The sequence below is a fragment of the Streptomyces melanosporofaciens genome (assembly GCF_900105695.1).
Taxonomy (GTDB): Bacteria; Actinomycetota; Actinomycetes; order Streptomycetales; family Streptomycetaceae; genus Streptomyces; species Streptomyces antimycoticus.
The window spans coordinates 6061308-6079400 of record NZ_FNST01000002.1 but is presented as its reverse complement, the minus strand read 5'-3'; the positions used below and the strand labels follow the sequence as shown (position 1 = coordinate 6079400).

Annotated in this window: 10 protein-coding genes; all 10 read right to left on the bottom strand. The window is 72.5% G+C overall.

All coding sequences use genetic code 11. From position 1 onward, the window contains the following. Positions 1–43: 43 nt before the first annotated feature. The 10 genes from BLV72_RS29135 to BLV72_RS29090 all read right to left on the bottom strand — a co-directional run bounded on the left by BLV72_RS29135 (position 44) and on the right by BLV72_RS29090 (position 18084). The gene (locus BLV72_RS29135) at positions 44–1141 is read right to left on the bottom strand and encodes a polyprenyl synthetase family protein (protein WP_093465966.1); all 1098 of its coding nucleotides are present in this window, start codon (positions 1139–1141) and stop codon (positions 44–46) included. Beyond that, positions 1138–2622 carry a hydroxysqualene dehydroxylase HpnE gene (gene hpnE, locus BLV72_RS29130; protein ID WP_244321062.1) on the bottom strand — a complete coding sequence of 495 codons (1485 nt, stop codon included), beginning with the start codon at positions 2620–2622 and terminating at the stop codon, positions 1138–1140. Before hpnE ends, BLV72_RS29135 begins: the two co-directional genes overlap by 4 nt. Then, entirely contained in the window at positions 2619–3581 is a 963-nt protein-coding gene (gene hpnD / locus BLV72_RS29125; RefSeq protein ID WP_425288405.1) for a presqualene diphosphate synthase HpnD, read from the bottom strand. Before hpnD ends, hpnE begins: the two co-directional genes overlap by 4 nt. Further along, positions 3578–4441: a squalene synthase HpnC gene (hpnC, locus tag BLV72_RS29120; protein WP_093465965.1), complete on the bottom strand. Its 864-nt coding sequence runs from the start codon at positions 4439–4441 to the stop codon at positions 3578–3580. The genes hpnD and hpnC overlap by 4 nt, the downstream gene beginning before the upstream one ends. 439 nt (positions 4442–4880) lie before the next feature. Further along, the gene (locus BLV72_RS29115) at positions 4881–5621 is read right to left on the bottom strand and encodes a TetR/AcrR family transcriptional regulator (RefSeq protein ID WP_059144333.1); all 741 of its coding nucleotides are present in this window, start codon (positions 5619–5621) and stop codon (positions 4881–4883) included. Between the two features lie 1276 nt (positions 5622–6897). Continuing rightward, positions 6898–8331 carry a cytochrome P450 gene (locus tag BLV72_RS29110; RefSeq protein WP_093465963.1) on the bottom strand — a complete coding sequence of 478 codons (1434 nt, stop codon included), beginning with the start codon at positions 8329–8331 and terminating at the stop codon, positions 6898–6900. After that, complete coding sequence (locus tag BLV72_RS29105; protein WP_093465962.1) at positions 8328–9254, bottom strand: SDR family NAD(P)-dependent oxidoreductase; 927 nt, start codon at positions 9252–9254, stop codon at positions 8328–8330. Before BLV72_RS29105 ends, BLV72_RS29110 begins: the two co-directional genes overlap by 4 nt. After that, positions 9251–9688 carry an ester cyclase gene (locus tag BLV72_RS29100; protein WP_093465960.1) on the bottom strand — a complete coding sequence of 146 codons (438 nt, stop codon included), beginning with the start codon at positions 9686–9688 and terminating at the stop codon, positions 9251–9253. Before BLV72_RS29100 ends, BLV72_RS29105 begins: the two co-directional genes overlap by 4 nt. A 12-nt stretch (positions 9689–9700) precedes the next feature. Continuing rightward, a complete protein-coding gene (locus BLV72_RS29095; RefSeq protein ID WP_093465959.1) occupies positions 9701–12082 on the bottom strand; it encodes an SDR family NAD(P)-dependent oxidoreductase in 2382 nt (793 codons plus the stop codon). Then, positions 12079–18084, bottom strand: a complete 6006-nt coding sequence (locus BLV72_RS29090) for an SDR family oxidoreductase (protein WP_093465957.1) — start codon at positions 18082–18084, stop codon at positions 12079–12081. The genes BLV72_RS29095 and BLV72_RS29090 overlap by 4 nt, the downstream gene beginning before the upstream one ends. Between the last annotated feature and the right edge of the window lie 9 nt (positions 18085–18093).

Sequence of the window (18093 nt, the reverse complement as noted above, 5' to 3'; positions counted from 1 at the left end):
GCTGGATGCCGGCCGGCGACTGCGAACTAGCGGTCCATGGCGATCATCTCTCTCGTACGACGACGAAATCGGCGAGCGCCACGAACCGGGCCCGGATCTCGGCGGGCATGTCCACCGAGTCCAGCGCCTCCATGGCGGTCGCATGCTGTCGGCGGGCCTCCTGGGAGGTCCAGTCCCGGCCACCTGACTGTTCGATCAGCGCGGCGCGGACGGCGAACTCCTCCTCCGAGAAGTCGGCGAATTCCTCTTCGGGCTTGTGCGCGTCGGCCGCGAGGATCTGGGCGAGCCGCTCGGAGTCCGGGCCCCCGGCGGCGAGCGCGGCGACCACGGGCAGGGACTTCTTGCGCTGACGCAGATCGCTCCAGGTCCGCTTGCCGGTCGCCTCCGGGTCGCCCCAGATGCCGAGCAGGTCGTCGACGGCCTGGAAGGCGAGGCCCAGGTGGTAGCCGTAGCGCTCCAGGGTGTCGGCGGTGTGGTCGTCGGCGCCGCCGAGCACGGCGCCGATGGAGGCGGCGCAGGCGAGCAGGGCGCCGGTCTTGTTGCCCTCCATCTCCAGGCACTCCTCGACGGTGACCCGCTCGCGGTGCTCGTAGGAGATGTCCTGGGCCTGGCCGTCGATGAGTTTGCGGGTGGCGGCGGTGAGCCGGCGGGTGGCCCGCCCGGCGTCCGCGGTGCCGAGCTCCAGCAGTATCTCGTTGGCCAGGGCGAACAGGGCGTCACCGACCAGGATGGCCTGGGCCGGGCCATGCACCTTCCAGACGGTGTCGCGGTGGCGGCGCTGCTCGTCACCGTCCATCAGGTCGTCGTGGAGCAGCGAGAAGTTGTGCACCAGCTCGACCGCGACCGCGCCGGGCACCCCGGCCTCGGGCGCGGCGCCCGCCGCCTCGGCCGACAGCAGGGCGAGCGCGGGGCGCACGGCCTTGCCGCCGTCGCCCTCCGCCGGGTTGCCCTCGGCGTCGATCCAGCCGAAGTGGTACGCGGCGACGGTGTCCATGGGCGGGGCCAGCCGGTCCACGGCGGCGCGCAGCACCGGCGTGGCGAGCGTGCGGCCGCGCTCCAGCAGCGCCATGACTCCTGCGGTGTCGACAGCTGGGGTCGCCGGGGTCACGGTCTCTCCTCTGTTCTTGGTGGTGGTGCTCATGCCGCCTCCTTGGGCGACTCCCCGCCCGGGGCGGGGAGAGGGTTCACATGCGGGCGGCCGAGGTGGCCGAGGGCCGCCCGGGCGGCGGAAAGACCGCTGCGCACGGCGCCCTCCATGGTCGCGGGCCAGCCGGTGGCGGTCCACGCGCCGGCCAGGTAGAGACCGGGCGCGTCGGTCGGGGCAGACGGCCGCAGAAGGCCGACGCCGGGAACGGGGGCGAAGGTGGCGGTGCGCTCCCGGGTGACGAAGAAGTCGCGCACCTCTGCCCCGCGGGCGACCGGAAGCAGCCGCTCCAGCTCAGGCAGATAGCGGTCGCGCAGCTCGGCCACCGGGCGGTCGATGTCGTCGTACGCGGCGGACTGCGACACCGCCAGATACTGGCTGCCCCCGGCCCCGGGCGCGTTCTTGAGCCCCGAGGCGTCCGTACGGTCGAAGACCCACTGGACGGGGGAGCCGATCGCGGCGAAGAACGGGCGGCGCAGCACCGTGCGGTCGTAGATCACATGCAGATTGAGGATCGGCGCGGTGCCGATGCGCAGCAGCTTCCCGGGGTCCTTCAGGGCGCCGTCGGGCAGCAGGGCGTGCGCCTCGCGCTGCGGTACGGCCAGGACCAGCACGTCCACCTCGGTCGGCGGCTCGTGCCCCGGCCGCCCGGCCATGGCCACGCTCCAGCGGCCCTCGGGGGTGCGGGCCACGGCGGTGACCCGGGTGCGCAGCTCGGTCGTCACGCCCGCCGCGTCCAGGGCGCGGTGGGCGTGGGTGTGGTGCAGCTCGCCGAGCGGGGCGCGGGCCCAGCCGATGTCGGCGGCGTCGGGCCGGGAGAGCAGCCCGGTCTTGAAGACCATCGCGGCAAGGCCCAGCGAGGCGTTCGGCGCGGTGGCGTTGAGCGTGGCCACGCCGACCAGGTCCCACAGGGCCTCGACGGCGCGCGGCGACTGGCCGTGGCGGCGCAGCCAGCCGGCGAAGTCCACCCCGTCCAGCGCCGGGTCCTGCGGGTCGAGCCGGCCCAGGGCGAGCGCGGCGCGGCCCACCTGGGCGCGCTCGGCGAGGGAGAGATGGGGGTAGGTGGCCAGGCTCTTGGACAGATGGAGCGGCACCGGCAGGGCGGTGCGGCGCAGCCGGCCGAGCCGCCGCCCGCTCCGCCCCTGGACGTCGAGGACGGGGATGTCCAACCGGCCCTGGAGCGGGGCGAGTCGGGCGGCGCCGACCCGGTCCAGGAACCACTGGTAGGCGGTGCAGCAGCGCAGGTGGACATGCTGGCCGTTGTCGACGGTCAGCTCGCCCGCCGGGGAGGAGCGGTGGAAGGAGAAGGCAAGGCCGCCCAGCCGGGGGCGGCCCTCGACCAGGGTGACCCGCAGCCCGGCGTCGGCCAGCGCGAGCGCCGCCGCCGTACCGGCGAGCCCGCCGCCGATCACCAGCGCGCTTTGCCCGGCGGGGCGTCGGCCGGTGGCCGGGGCGGGGCCCAGGGTCGAGTGGGTCACACCGGCCTCCCGGTGCCGCGGCGCTCGACCGCGCGGGCGTCAAGACCGGCCAGCCCGCGCATCGCCACATACGCCTTCTCGTGCCCCGGCAGCGAGACGCGGCCGCGCAGGACGGCCGCGGGATCCTTGGCGATCCGGTCCAGGAGTCTGCTGTAGATGCCCGCCATCGCGGACACACACGCCCCGCTGCGCCGGTCCAGCAGCGGCAGCAGCCGGAAGCCCTCGGCGAAGAGCGCCCTGGCCCGGCGCACCTCGAAGTGGACCAGACCGGTGAAGTCGGCGTCCGGCGGTGCGGTGGAGCCGCGGAACGCGTCGGCGCAGCCGAATTTGGCCAGGTCGTCGGCGGGCAGATAGGTGCGCCCGGTGGCGGCGTCCTCGCGGACGTCCCGGAGGATGTTGGTCAGCTGCAGGGCCAGCCCGAGGGTGTCGGCGTAGTAGGGGGCCCGCTCGAGCTCGTCCTCGCTGTGGCCGGTGCCGGGGGTGGTACCGAAGACGCCGAGCGACAGCCGTCCGATGGCGCCCGCCACACAGCGGCAGTAGACCTTGAGGTCGTCCCAGGTCTCGTAGGTCTGCCCGGCCACGTCCATCAGCACGCCGTCGATCAGCTCGTCCAGTGCGTCGAGCGGGATCGGGAAGCGGTGTGCGGCATGGGCGAGGGCGACGGCGACGGGGTCGGTGTCGTCCTCCTCGATCCCGCCGCCCCGCATCCGGTCCAGCAGGGCCCGGGTGTCCGCCAGCCGGGCCCGCTTGGCCTCCGGGTCGAGGGGGCCGTCGCCGATGTCGTCCACCCGGCGGGAGAAGGCGTACAGGGCCGACATCGCATGGCGCTTCTCCGTCGGCAGCAGCCTGATGCCGTAGGCGAAGTTGCGGGCCTGGTGCCCGGTCACGGCCTCGCAATAGCGGTACGCCGCGAGCACTGGCGCGGACGCGTGCGGAGATCCCTTCACGGTCCGGCTCACCCCTCTCTTCGCAGTGTCGCCCCCACCTCGCGCAGCAGGCTGAGCTTGGTGGGCCTGGGCGGTCCAGGGAGTACGTCATGTCCCGCGGCCGCGACCGCCCGCAAAGCGGCCCGCCCCCCGGCCACGAATCCGGCGAGCAGCACCTTGAGCCTGCCGTGGACGCTACCCACCAGGGGGGTGCCTTCATTCAGCAGGGCGGCGGCGCGTTCCGCCTCCTTCGCGACCAGCGCGCGCAACCGTGCGCCGCCCGTGGGGGCGGCGAGGTCGGCCTCGGTCACACCGAAGCGTTTCATGTCCTCGGCGGGCAGATAGACGCGGTCCCTGCGGAGGTCCTCGGCCACGTCCTGCAGATGCTCGATGATCTGCAGGGCGGTGCAGATGGCGTCCGAGTGGCGGATCCGCTCGGGGCTCGCGGTGCCGGTGATGCCGAGGACGAGCCGTCCGACCGGGTTGGCGGACAGCTCGCAGTAGTCGAGAAGCTCCTGGTAGGTGGCGTACCGCCGGATCCGCTGGTCCTGGCGGTTGGCCTCGATCAGGCCGCGGAAGGGCTCGGGGGTGAACCCGTGGCGGTGGACGGTGGGGCGCAGGGCCGCCAGCAGCGGATGGCGCGGCTCCCCGAAGGGCTGGAAGACCCGGTGGAGGTCGGCCTCGAACGCGTCCAGCATCGCGAGCGCGTCGCCCGCCTGGTCGCGGTCCAGTCCGAGCAGCTCGGCGTCGGCGCCGCCGGGGGCCAGATCGCCGTCGCCGATGTCGTCGACCAGCCGGGCGTAGCCGTAGACGGCCATCAGATCGGTGCGCCAGGCGCGGGGCAGGAAGAAGGGGGCCACGGGGAAGTTCTCGTGGGCGGCCTTGTCGAGCACGGCACGAGCGGCTTCCTGCCCGCCGCTGTGGCTGCTCGACGTGGTATGGGACCCGCTGCGCTCGTCCTCGACGGTCACCGTGGACAGCCAGGCGTACGGGCGAGACCCAGGACGCCACGTGGATCCCGGCGACCGGGCCCCGCGGGAGCGCTGGAGATGGGCCGTCTAGCCAATGCCGTCACATCCCCCGTTCTACACCGGTTACCAGGGTCGGCACGATCCGGACACGCCGCTCCGTCTTGTCAACGGGCTCCGGCCCCTGACCCCCGAACAGGGGACAACGGCCCGGCTCCGGCATGATCCGGACGGTGATTGCCACAGCTTACGCCTCTCGGTGTACACGTGTACGGGGCGATACCCCGATGTGACCTCCGATGCGGCGCCGGGCGGGTGACCGGCGAACGCCCCCGGTCCGGTCTCCGGGGGCCATCGCGTGGCCTCAGACGACCTCTTCGTAGAACTCGGCGATGTCCAGCACCCGGCACAGGTCGCGGAGCTCGAACTCGAAGAAGTGCTGGCCCTCGGAGAGCGCGAAGGACATATGGCCGAGCGCCTCCATGGAGATCACTCCGTACAGCCGCACCCAGCAGCGGAGCATCACGGCGATGGCGCCGGGGGGCATGTCGACGTCCTGGTCCTCGCTGAGCGCGGTGAGGGTGCGCGCGAGCCCGGGGTCGAGCTCCTCGACCTCCGGGGCGGGGAAACCGCGCACCCGCCACAGATCGGCGACCAGATCGGAGAAGACGGAGCCGAAGACCCAGCTCATATGGCGCTCGGGCTTGGTCTCCTCACGGCCGAGCCCCGGAGCCCACGGGCCGAGGATGAGCCCGAACTCATGGGGGTGCTTGATCGCCCAGACGCGGAGCGCCCGGGCCCCGCTGATCCACCGGCGGCCCGGCTCCTCCTCGGGATGCTGACCGAGGACCCCGCGCATGAAGCGGGCCATCTCCTCGAAAATGTCCACACGCAGCTGAAGGATCAGCGCATCCCGACTACTGAAGTAGCGGTAGACGGCCGGCGCGGTCATGCCCATCTCACGCGCGATGGCGCGGATGGTCACATTTTCCGGGCCCTCCTGAACCAGGAGCGTCCGGGCGACGTCCTTGATTTCACGGATGGTCGCGATGCGCAGGCGCTCGCGCCGTGAGTACGGTGCGACGTGCGCTTCCCCTGGCGACACGCGTCCCCCTCCCTGATGCTGCGCCGCTCGACAACCCGGCGTACACGCACACGATACAGCGCCTCCGTTTAGTGAACAGCGGCGGTGACAGTGGCTCTGGTTCAACTGCTAGTCCCCCGACCCTGCCACAGATCCGCGGGGTTGCCCCGCCGGATGGCTCAGCGCCCACCGTCCGGGTCAGCGGACGACGCGGAGGAGCGTCCGCACATACGTCGGACATTCATTCGGGAAGAAGGCGCGGGAGTGCTCTCACAATGGCCGGGGAATCACCGATCGCCGTACTCGGCGCCGCCTCGCGGTAAACGCTCTTAGCGGGGGTGAGATTGCGTTCTCACCCGCCTCGGGCGGTGCCGGGAAACGGACCGTCCCACCTGTTCCACCAGGAGCGCAGAGAAAACCGACCGGTCGGCACCGTGGATTTCCACTTCGGCCCGCCGGGAGAGCGCCGAACGCCGGGGGAAAACGGGTCGCGGCATTCCGGTCGGCGGCGCCGGGGCGTTCGGCCGTCCCGGGGTTTCCGCGGCTCAGCCGGAGGATGTCGCCGTCACACGGGATGGTGGCCGCGCGGTTCACCCGGAGGCGATCCGCTCACACCGTCCGGCCCATACGAATAGGATGCGGCGGAAGCAAGGGTGGTTACCTCAAGAGCGATACCGCCCTTGTCTCCCATATCCGGGCAGCCGGGCCGCGCGCTTTCGCGATGAGGCCAGGTCGGCTCCGAGAAGCCCGGACCGGGCGGTTCCCACGGACCTCGCCCCTCGGGTCCTCCCGCACCTCGCCTGTTTTCTCGTCGACATCACGACGGGACGCGCTTTCCCCGAAAAGCGCCCGCGCCTGGTCGACAACGATCTCTCGCGATGGCTCCCCGCCTCCGGTGCGGGCGCCTTCTTCACCACGTCAGTTCGGTTCGCATTCGATCAGCAGTTCACTCCGCGCGCGTTCCTGACGCGGTATCCCGGGCGAGATCGTCCGCGCGAAATCGGGGAAGGCGACGGGGTCGCTCCGGCCCGGAACTCAGCTTCCGCTTACGCCTTCGGACCGCGGCGGAAGGGACGCTCACGACCATGATCATCGCCTTGCGCGCGCCCGACTCCTTCTCCGCCTCGGCCGCGGAGCACACGGCGGCGCCCGATCGCCCATAGCGGCGCGCTTCCCAACTCACCCTCCCCCAAGGCGTTTACGGATTTTTTACCACCCGTACAGCCTTCCGGAAGACGGAAAAGGGCGGGTTCGCCACCAACGGGTGGGTCGGGCCGGATCCGGGTGACGGACGGGCCTACGGGTGGTGGGGGCAGGCGGCGGGTCCGGCGGGGGCGGTCCGCCGGGACGCGCGGGGCCCGGCGGTGCTCCGCTCGCGCGGGGTCACCGTCACCATCACGTTCTGCAGCGGCCGCAGCGAGATCACCGGCGAGCCGTACCTCAGCTCGGTCCCCGGGATCCGGCTGATCCGGAAGCGCTGGTTCACCATGGCCACGATGATGCGCAGCTCCAGCAGCGCCATGAAGTTGCCGACGCACTGCCGGGGCCCCGAGCCGAACGGGAGGTACGCCATCCGCGGCCGCTCCTTGATGGCCTGCGGGGTGAACCGGTACGGGTCGAAGGCCAGCGGGTTGTCCCAGTGGCGCGGGTTGTGGTGGGAGACCAGCGGGGACAGCAGCACCGAGGAGCCCGGTTCGACGTCATAGCCGCCGAGAGTGTCCGCGTTGACCGCCGCCCGGGGGAAGATCCAGATGGGCGGGTGCATCCGCAGGCTCTCGTCGACGACCATCTTGGTGTACGTGAGCGACTCGGCGCTCGCCACGTCCGGCAGCCCGCCCCCGAGCACCGTGGCGATCTCGGCGTCCAGCTCCTCCTGGACCCCGGGGTGGCCGGCGATCGACAGCAGCGTCCAGCACAGGGAGACGGCGGTGGTCTCATGGCCGGCCAGATAGACGGTGAGCAGCTCGTCCTTGATCTGCTGATCGGTCCAGGGCTCACCGGTGGCCGGGTCGGTGGCCTGCTCCATCAGCGCGATCAGCGGCCCCTCCCCCGTCTCCGCGTAGCTGCGGCGCACATCGGCCACGATGCGGTCGAAGACCCGGTGGATCCTGAGGATCTTGCGCTGACGGTCCGTCGGCACCCACGAGGGCAGCATCTCGGTGGCGGTGCCGCGCCGGAACATCACCTCCACCACATCGTCCACGATCGTCTTGAGCATGGCCGAGTCCGGCTTGATGTCGTAGGCGAACAGCGAGCGGCTGAGGGTGATCAGGGTCAGCCGCAGCATGTCGGTCATCAGGTCGACCGGCTCACCGGCGGCGGCCTTCGCCTCCCAGGTCTCCAGCATCTCCTCGGTGGCCCGGATGATGTTGGGGATGATGTCGGTGATGGCGTTCTTGAGGAAGACCGGCTGCACCGCCCGCCGGTGGGCACGCCAGAACTCGCCGTCGGTGGTGAGCAGTCCCTTGCCCATGACCACGCCGAACTGCTCGTAGAGCGGGCCGCGGACGTAGTTGCCGTTGTTCTCCACCAGCACCCGGCGCACCGCCTCGGGCTCGGTCACCTGGTGCACCAGGAAGGGGCCGAGCCGCATCCGGACGATCTCGCCGTGGTCGCGCTGCAGACCGAGCAGGAATGCGGCGGTGTTCCGCTTCCAGGGGCCCAGACTGCCCATCAGCGGGACGCCCTTGGGGCCGGGTGCCAGGCGCGGTGCGGAGGTCGCTGTGGTCATCGGTGGTCTCCTTGCTTTCGCGGCCGCGGCCCGCGGGGCACCGGAAAGAGGCGGCGCACGAAGAGATGGTCGAAAAGGGCGTCGGGCGCGAGGCGCCGCAGGGCGATCGTGCTGTGGGCGAGGAGTCCGACGGGGTAGCGGGCGCGCGGCCGGGAGCCGCGGGCGCCCTTCGCCACCACCTTCGCCACTCGCCGGGCCACGTCGTCGGACTGGATCGCGAAGGTGCCGGCCAGGGTCCGGCGGCTGCCGGTGTAGATCGCCTCGAAGTACTCGGCGCTCTCCCGGCGGAAGGTCTCGTACGTCCGGCTCACCGGCCGCAGATTGGCGACGTAGGTGGCGCCGAAGCGGGTGGTGCGCACCGGTCCCGGCTCGACGAGGACCACCCGCACCCCGAAGTCGGCCACCTCGTTGCGCAGGGAGTCGCTGAGCGCCTCCACGGCGTGCTTGGTGGCGTTGTAGAAGCCCGAGCCGGGGACGGCGTAACGGCCGAAGATGGAGGAGATGTTGACGATGGTGCCGCCGCCGTGGGCGCGCATCGCGGGCAGCACCAGCTGGCTGAGCCGGACCAGTCCGTACACATTGGTCTCGAACTGTTCGCGCACCTCGGCCATGGAGGCTTCCTCGATACAGCCCGACATGGCGTAGCCGGCGCTGTTGACCAGTGCCCCGACCGCGCCGTGCGCCGCCTCGACCTTGGCGACCGCGGTGGCCATGGACTCCTCGTCGGTGACATCCAGCGCCAGGGTGCGGATGCTTAAGCCCGCGAGCTCATCGAGGGTCTCGGGCCGCCGCGCGGTGGCGTATACGGCATGCCCGGCCCGGTGCAGCCGCAGCGCGCACGCGCGGCCGATTCCGGAGGAGCAGCCGGTGATGAGGACCGGGAGGCCGGCCCCGGCGCCCGGGGCCGGCGAGCGGCCGGTCACGCGGGGGGCGCGTCGAACGCCCCGAGCTGGGTGGCGAGGTCGTAGCTGTCCATGGAGAACCAGCTCTCCACGATCTTGCCCTCGTCGTTGAACTCGTCGATGACGATGCCGGGGATCTCCAGCGCGCGGCCCTGCGCCGGGATGATGCCCGCGTAGGGGTCGCCGGTGTGGGTGCCGCGGGCGGTGAACCGGCTGACGACCTTGTTCCCGTCCAGGATCCAGTCGTTCACGGTGACCTGGAGGTCGGGGAAGGAGGCGCGCTGCAGCCGCACCCACTCCTTCAGGTGCTCCACGCCTTCCTTGCCGTTCTCGGCGGTGCCGTGGCTGATGTGGTCCTCGGTGGCGCCCTCGTAGATGACGTCCAGATTGCCCTTGTTGAGGCACTGCTCGTAGTAGCGCTCGAGGACGGCCTTGTTCTGTTCGGGAGTGGACATGGGGTTCCCTTTCTATTCCGTGGTGTTTCCCAGCGGGCCGGAGAGTCCCGAGACGGTCGCCACGGGGTCTCCGGAGTCTGCGTCGGTGATCCGCCAGACGCCGAGCGAGGGATCGCCCTCGATACGGGTGGGTCCGCGCTCGGCGGAGTGCGGTGTGATGCGGCCGAGGACCAGTGGGTCGGCGGTGACCGAGAGCCCGTCGCCCTGGGTGGCGCACCGCCGCACCACGTTCTCCAGCGCGGCGACCGGCAGGGCCGTCCCGGGCACGAGGGGCGTCGCCCACAGGTCGGCCGGCAGGCAGCGCGGGACCTCGGCCACCAGTCGGCCCGAAGGCTCCACCTCCCATGCGCAGAGCGGCACCACGGCGCCGCGCCAGTGCAGGAACGGCGGCCCGGAGCGGAGGGTGGTGGTCTGCTGGACGGCGGGGCTCGGCGGGGCGGGCGGCCGGGGCGCGCCGGTCTCGTGGACGATGCGCAGGTTCGCCTCGGGGCCGTCCCCGGCCCCCTCCCGGCGGTAGCGGACCTCGACGATCCAGTTGTGCCCCTCGTGGAAGCCGCGGGCCTCGCGGACCAGCCGGATCGCGGGGCCGTCTTGGCGCAGCAGCGACAGCGGCACCACGATCTTTTCCAGGAGACCGGCCGTGAGCGCCGGGAAGTCCTCCGGGACGATCCATTCGGCGGCCCGCACGGCGTTCTCCAGCAGGAGGGAGGGCGGCAGCGCGGGGGTGCCGTCGAGGCGGAAGTCGCCGAGCGCGGGGGTGTGTTCGGGGTCGAGGACGACGCGTGCCGTCATCTGGGCGTGCGGCTGGTAGGCGGTCACCTCGCCGAGGTGGAAGATCTTCGGATAGGCGGTGGCGAAACCGGGCAGCGCGGGCACCACGGGATAGCCGATGGCCTGTCCCGGGTCGATGGCCTGGCCCAGCGGCCCGACGAAGGTGACCTCGCCCTCGGAGGCCCCCAGCAGTTCGGCCCGCCAGCGCTCCAGCCCGTCCGCCACGTCGATCGCGGCCATATAGCGCAGGGTGGCGGCGAAGTTGGCGATCAGCCCGATGCGGTCCCAGGTGGGCCAGGCGAGGGTCATCACGGGGAACGCGGCCCGGCGGGCGGCCCACTGGCCGAGCCGGGCCAGCCCGTCGTTGGCCGCGGCGTATTCGAGCTGGCCGACCATGCCGCCGAGGCGTCCGGTGAGGGAGCCGACGCTGCAGAAGAACTTCAGGTCGCGGTCGCGCACCTCCTCGAAGACGTTGAGGAAGCCCTCGATCTTGACCTCGACGGTGCGCAGGATCTCCTCGTCGGTCTTCTTCGGCAGCCGGGCGGAGGTGTCCACTCCGGCGTTGTGCACCACTCCGGCGAGCCTGCCGCCCTCCAGCGCGTCCTCGCGCCGGATGAGCTCGCGCACCTGGGCGCGGTCGGTGAAGTCGCAGCGCGCGTACTCGATGCGCAGCCCCTCCCGCCGGGCGCGGGTCAGATGGGTGGCGAGCTCCCACAGGCGGCGGGTGCGGGCGAGCCGGGCCCGGGTCCTCGCGGGCGACTCGCCCTTCGTACGGCCCGCCCAGACCTCCTTCTCGTACCGCTTCCACCCGGCCTCGTCGACGCCGAACCAGGGCTCGTCCCCGCTCGGGAACGGCTCCCGGCCGGTCACCACGACCCGTACGCCGTGCCGGGCGGCCAGTGAGCGGGCCAGCTCCCAGCCGATGCCCCGGCCGCCGCCGGAGATCAGCACGGTGTCCTCGGGGCCGAGGGTGAGGACGGGCGCGGCCACGGGCCGGTCCTCGGGGGTGAGGGTGAACCGGCGGCCGTCCCGGTGGCCGACCTCGATCTCGCCGGTGCGGCCGAGCTCGGCGGCGACGATGCCGGGCAGATCGGCGGAGGCGGCCAGGTCGATGTCGACGACGCGGGCGTTCACATTGGGGAACTCCCGGTGCAGGGTCTTGGCGAGCCCCGCCCAGATGCCGCCCAGGGGCTGCTCCAGGCCGTCCCGCGGATGCCGGCCCATCCCGCCGCCGAGATAGCTGACGGCGAGATAGAAGAGCCGGTCCGCGGTGGTCTCCGCCGCCCAGTCGTCGTAGACGCCGCGCAGCGCGGTCACGGTCTCGGTCAGCGCCTCCCGCCAGGCCCCGGCGAAGGCGGCGGGGTCCGGGTCGTGGGCCCGGCCCACGGTGAGGTCGACGATGGCATCCACCGGGCCGGGGCCGTCCGGCTCCCGGCGCACCAGCGCGCCGTGTTCCTTCAGTTCGCGCTCCACACCGGCGGCGATGTCCTCCTCGCCGCCGATCAGCAGCACCCGTATCCCGGCGAGCCGGGGGTGCGGCCCGGCGGGGCGCGGCAGCTCGGTGAGCCGCCACACCATCCGGGTCACCGGCTGGACCGGCGAGCCGTCCTCGGCCACGGTCATATCCGGCCCTCCCCCGCTGCTGCCTGTTCGAGGGGGACGGCCTCGCCGGTCTCGGCGTCGATGTAGCCGATGAGGGTGGCCCGCATGTCCTTCATCTGCAGGAGCATCCGGCCGTCGGGACGTACGGCGACGAAGCGGTTGCTGATGGCGTCGGCCGTCAGATCGAAGCCGGGCGGGGTGACGAAGAGGTCGACGGCCTCCCCGGAGGCGGCCAGCTCGTGGTCGCTGATCTCCTCGTACAGATCGATCCGGCGGATCGACAGCGGCGCCGCCACCGGCACCAGATGCCCGTCGTGCCCGTCGATCAGATCCAGCACCCCCACCCGGGCCAGCCCGTCGAGCAGGATGGACGGCACGGTGAACCGGGACCACACCGGGTCGCCGGCCGGAATGTCGGGTGCGTAGCGGGCGCGCTTGCCGCGGGAGTGGATCCGGGTGTCGGTGGTGGAGACGAAGGGGCCGGTCAGCCGCACCGGGGAGCCGGGCTGGTGGTACGGGTCGGGGACCGGGGTCTCCTCCCCCGCCGGCCACTCCTCCCAGCGCGGCGCGGTGGGCGCCTCGGTGTCCAGCAGCACCCGGGCCAGGAAGTGGACGCGGTCCTTGACCAGGACCACACCGCTGGGCGCCACCACGTCCTCGGTGATCCGCACCTGGACGACGGTCACCTCGCCGGGGCTGTCGACCAGCTCGGCGCGGATGCGCCGCGGTCCGGCCGCAAGGTCGCGGTAGACCCGCAGGAAGTGCTCGAAGCGCAGATCCTCGAAGGCGATCACCCGCTTGCCGGGGACCAGGGCGCGGGCGGCCTCGGCGGCCAGTTCGGTGACGAACGTGCCCGGCAGGGTGGCCTCGCCGCGCACCGTGTGGTGTTCGAGATAGCCGTCGGTCTCCAGGTCGAAGGCGCATTCGTAGACCACCGACCGCTCATCGGACTCCAGCAGCCGGCGCAGGAAGAACCCGGGCCGCTCCGCCTCGCCCGTGGTGGCCAGATAGCCGGGGTAGAAGCGCTCCACGGTGGCGCGCTCGGCGTCGCCGAGGTGGACGACGGAGGGGCGCCGCACGGGGGCGTGCAGCTCCTGGACGAAGTGGTGGATGCCCTCGGCGATGGCCATGTTGCTGTACGACCCGGCGCGTTCGTAGTACGCCTTGGTCAGCTCGTTGGCGCCCATGCCGACGCCTTCCCACAGCGTCCAGCCGATGGTGAACTCGTCCGTCCGCGGCTCGGTGGCCCGGGTGTGGGTCGCGGCGGCGGCCAGGAAGTCGTTGGCCGCGGCGTAGTCGGCCTCCCCGAGCTGTCCGAAGTAGCCCAGCAGCGAGCCGAAGTTGCACCACAGCCGGGGCGGCGCGGTGCGCAGGGCGCGCTTGAGGTGGAGGTAGGAGTCCAGCTTCAGATCGCGGATGGCGGTGAACTCGGCGAAGCTCTTGTCCTTGATCAGCCCCGAGCGCTGCAGCCCGGCGGCGTTGACCAGCAGGTCGATCCGCCCCTGCTCGGCCAGGACCCGGCCGATCGCCCCGTCCACCGCCTCGCCGTCACGCATGTCACAGGCGAGGTAGGTGACCCGGCCGGGACCGCTGTGGGCGGCCATCTCGTCCAGGTTCCGCTTCGCCCAGCGGGCGTTGACCATGCGGTCGAAGGCACGGTTGATGTCGGCGACGGTGCGGCCGTCGCGCCGGGCGATCTCCGCCTTGATGTAGCCGGCGCGGCGGGCGGCGAACTCCTCGTCGGTGCCCTCATAGGTCTCCGGCGGCCAGCCGTCCAGGGAGTTGCTGCCGAGGACGTAGATCCGGGGCCGGAAGTGCTCGGCGACCGCCTTGACCACCTCGGCGGTGATGCCCCGGGCGCCTCCGGCGACCACCACGACGGAGTCCGGGCCGAGGACGGCAGGCACCCCCTCGCCCGGGGCGGCCGGCTCGTCGGAGAGCAGATGGCTCTTCCGCACGCCGTCGATGTCGAACACCGCGGGGAAGACCCGCTCGTTCGCGCTCTCCTCCTCGGCCCGGGCGATGGCCTCGGTGAGGTCGGTGGCGGAGGTGCACAGCGTGAAGGCGAGGCAGGCGTCGCGCTCCAGGGCCGCGGTCTTCCACAGCCCGGTGAAGAGCCCGGTGCACGGATGCGGGGTGCCGCCGGGCGCGGCGTCCAGCAGCAGCGCCACGGCCGAGGAGCCGGGGTCGGCCAGGTCGTCGTAGGCGTGCTGGAGCGTCAGGTAGGCGGCGTCGTGCAGGGCGGTGAGGCCGGGCGCGGGGCCGTCCGTGGGCGCCCGGCCGAGGTCGGCGACCACCCTGAGGTGGGTGGCCCCGGGGCCCGCACCGGCCAGGGCCCGGCGGACCGACTCCTCGGTGACCTCGGGCAGATGGTGCCAGCCGGGGCGCTCGGCCTTGAGCGGCGCCGTGGACAGGACGGTGAGGTCCGCCTCGGGCGGCACGGCACCGGCGAGCAGTTCGGGCGCGTCGGTGAGCACCACCGCGCCCGCGGGGAGGAACGGGGTGCGCTCGCGCACGGTGCGCGCGGGCAGTTCGGCAAGGACGGGCACCTGGCGGCGGACCCGTACGGGGGTGCCGTCCGCGAGCCGTCCGTCGGTGGCGAACGCGGCGGGCAGCGCGGCCGGGGCCGCCTCGGCGGGGCCGGGCCCGGCGTCGTCACCGGTCCCCGGGATGGTCAGCCGGAGCCGGGCCCCGGCGGCGCCCTCGCTCTCGTCGGTGGCGATCTCCACGCTCCCCGAGGGCCGGTGCAGCGCCTTGAGGACGGCGAGACCACCGGCCGCGCCCAGATAGCGGGCGTGCTCGGGGGCGGGCGCGCCGCACAGCAGGATCTCGTCCGGAGCGGCCTCGCCGCGCCCCGCCTCGACGGCACCGAGCGGCTCGTCCACGTACGCGAGCACCTCGAGCCCCGCGGCACGGGCCCGCTCCTCGGTGGTCAGGGCGAACAGGAAGGCGCCCTCGGCGAGTTCCTCGGCCTCCGGGGGCAGCAGCTCGCCGATCAGCGTCCGGTACTCCGGGAGGCTGTTGCCGTTGATCCCGCCCGCGAGCGCGAAGTCGAGCTCCCCGGTGCGCAGATAGCGGCCCGCGGAGGTGATGGAGGAGACGGCGGAGGCGAATCCGGAGTCCATCGTCATGTTGGGGCCGTTGAGGTCGAAGTAGTTCGCCACCCGGGCCGAGATGATGTTGGGCATCTGGCCGGGGAAGGAGTCCTCGTTGGAGGCCGGGATCATGTCGCGTACGCGGCCGCCGAGCCGCTCCAGGACGCCCGGCAGCGCATCGGAGCCCAGCTCGCCGAGGGCCTCGGCGATGTCGTCGAGATAGCAGCGGTTGGCGTAGAGCATCGCGGCGCGGGTCGGGCCCATATGGCCGACGAACACCCCGGTCTTGAGCGCCCGCTCCTGCCAGAAGTCCGGCATCTGGTCCCGGAGTTGATGGGCGCACTCCACGATCATCAGCTGGCAGCGGTCCAGGGCCCGGATGGTCTTGGGAGGCAGCCGGACCTTGTTGAACGGCGGCGCCGGGTATTCCTCGCCGAAGCTGTCGCGGGGGCGCGGACCGCCGCCCAGCCAGCGAGTGACCTCCTCGCGGCCCGCCAGCCCCGGCAGATGGGCCGACCAGCCGACGATCGCCACCCGGCTGCCGGGGTCGGGGACCTTGGTGACGGTCGCCGGGGCCCGGTCGGTGACGGCGGCGTTCCCGGCGGCGGGGCGCGGCCGGTGCTCGGAGACGATCAGATGGGCGTTGGTGCCGCCGAAGCCGAAACCGGACACCGCGGCCAGCCGCGGGCCCTCCGGCTTTTCCGGCCACTCCTTGTGCTCGGGGGTGATCTCCAGTCCGGTCTCGTCGAGCCGGAAGTCCTCGCGAGGTCGGGAGAAGCGGAACTGACCGGGGATGGTGTGCTCGGCCAGGCCCAGCAGGTTCTCGATGAGCGAGACCACGCCCGCCGCCCAGCCGGTGTGGCCGATCAGGGACTTGTTGGAGGTGACCGCGGCCGGTCCGGCGGTGCCGTAGTACTCCCGCAGCGTGGTGAACTCGGCGAGGTCACCGGCCGGGGTGCCGGTGGCGTGGGCGTTGACCCAGCTCACCGCATCGCCCTCGACCTCGCCCGCCTCCAGGGCGCGCCGGACCGCCAGGCTCTGACCCGCGGCGTTGGGCGCGTAGATGGCCTTGCCCTTGCCGTCGGAGGACGAGCCGAACGCCCGGAGCACCCCGAGCACCTCGTCCCCGTCGGCCCGCGCCCGGCTCAGTCGCTTGAGGACGACCAGGGCGGCGCCGTCGGCGAAGATCACCCCGTCGGCGTCCTCGTCCAGCGCGTGCACCTCACCGCGCTTGGAGAGCCCCTGGAGCTTGGAGAAGAGCACGGTGCCGCGCGGCGCGAGCGCGAAGGCGCCGCCGCAGACGGCGATGTCCTGCTTGCCCATGAGCAGGCCCTTGGCGGCGATGTCGATCGCGTACAGGGAGGAGGAGCAGGCGGTGTCCACCATGTGCAGCTCGGTCGAGGGCGGCAGCAGACCGCGCATCGCCAGCTCGCCGACGCGGTGCGGCAGAAAGCGCGAGCGGTCCTGGCCGGCCCGCCAGTAGCGGCGGGCCAGGGCCGCTTCGATGTCGCCGCCGAGGGTGGTGCGCTCGCCGTCCTCCAGCGGCAGGTCCCGGAGGATGTCCTGCGTCATCCGGGTGACGCTGTCCAGCACCCCGGCCTCTTCGAGGTGCTGGCTGCCGTCGGGGGTGTAGCCGACGACGAAGGAGCAGCGGTCGGTGTCCTGGTGGCGCACCCCGTCCAGGGCCTGGACCAGGCTGTGGCGCAGCCACATGGTGGTCAGCTCGTGGTCGTCCGCGCCCTCGGCCATGCTGTCGACGGAGCCGGGGGCGGCCTCGAAGTCCGTGATGAAGACACAGCGGTCGGCATACGCCTTGTCCTCGGCGGCGGTGTCGACGGCGTGGAAGTTCTCATGCCGCCAGCGGTCCCGGGGGATCTTGACGAACAGCTCGTCACCGGTCGTGCGGAGCTTCCAGAACTCCTCGGGGCTGTTCGCCCCGGCGACCGCCAGGCCCATGCCGACGACGGCGATCGCGTCGTCGGGGACATCGGGGGGCAGGTCGGGGCCGGGGGCGTCCACGGGCTCGGTGACGGCGGCCTCGGTGACGACGACGGTCGGGGCGGCCTGGGGGCGTGCGGGCTCGGGAGCCACGGCGGGCTGGAGCTCGGGCTCCGGCTCCGGTGCGGCCTCTTCCCGTACGGGAGCGGCGGCGGGCGGGGACAGGAGGGCGGCGCCCAGCGTCAGTCCCCCGTCCGCGAGCACCACCTGCCCGGTGATCCACCGTGAGGCGTCGGAGGCAAGGAAGGCGACGACGTCGGCGAACTCCTCGGCGGTGCCCAGCCGTCCGAAGGGGGTCGCCCTGGCGATCACCTCCTGCATCTCCCGGGCCCGGGGGAACTTGTCCGCGACATCGCTTTCGAGCATGGCGGCCGAGGCGGTGTTCACCCGGATGCCGAGCGGGGCGAACTCCACGGCGAGATAACGGGTCGCCGCCTCGGCGGCCGCCTTGGCGGGGGCGCAGGCCGAGTAGTTGGCCATCACCATCTGCGAGCCGCCGAGCGCCGAGACGGTGACGATCGACCCGCCGCCGGTGCGCGCCATCAGCGGGGCCGCGCCGCGGGCGCAGCGCAGTCCCCCCTTGTAGTTGGTGTCGATGGCCTTGGCGATGTCGTCGTCGGTCACCTCGGCCAGGGGCAGCAGGGCCCCGTTGGCGGCGCTGTTGACCAGGATGTCCAGCCGCCCGTGGCGCTCCTCGATCTCGGCGAACATCCGGTCGACCTGCTCCTGCCGGGCCACCGAGGCCCGTGCGAGCTGGACCCGGGCGCCGCTTGCCACCAGTTCGTCCCTGGTGCGCTTGGCCTGGTCGTGCGAGTGGAAATAGTTGAGGACGATGTCGGCGCCGCGGGCCGCGAGGGTCCGCGCGATCGCCTTTCCCACGCCCTTGGAACCTCCGGTGACCAGGGCCACCTTCCCCGTGAGGTCTTTCATGGAACGACT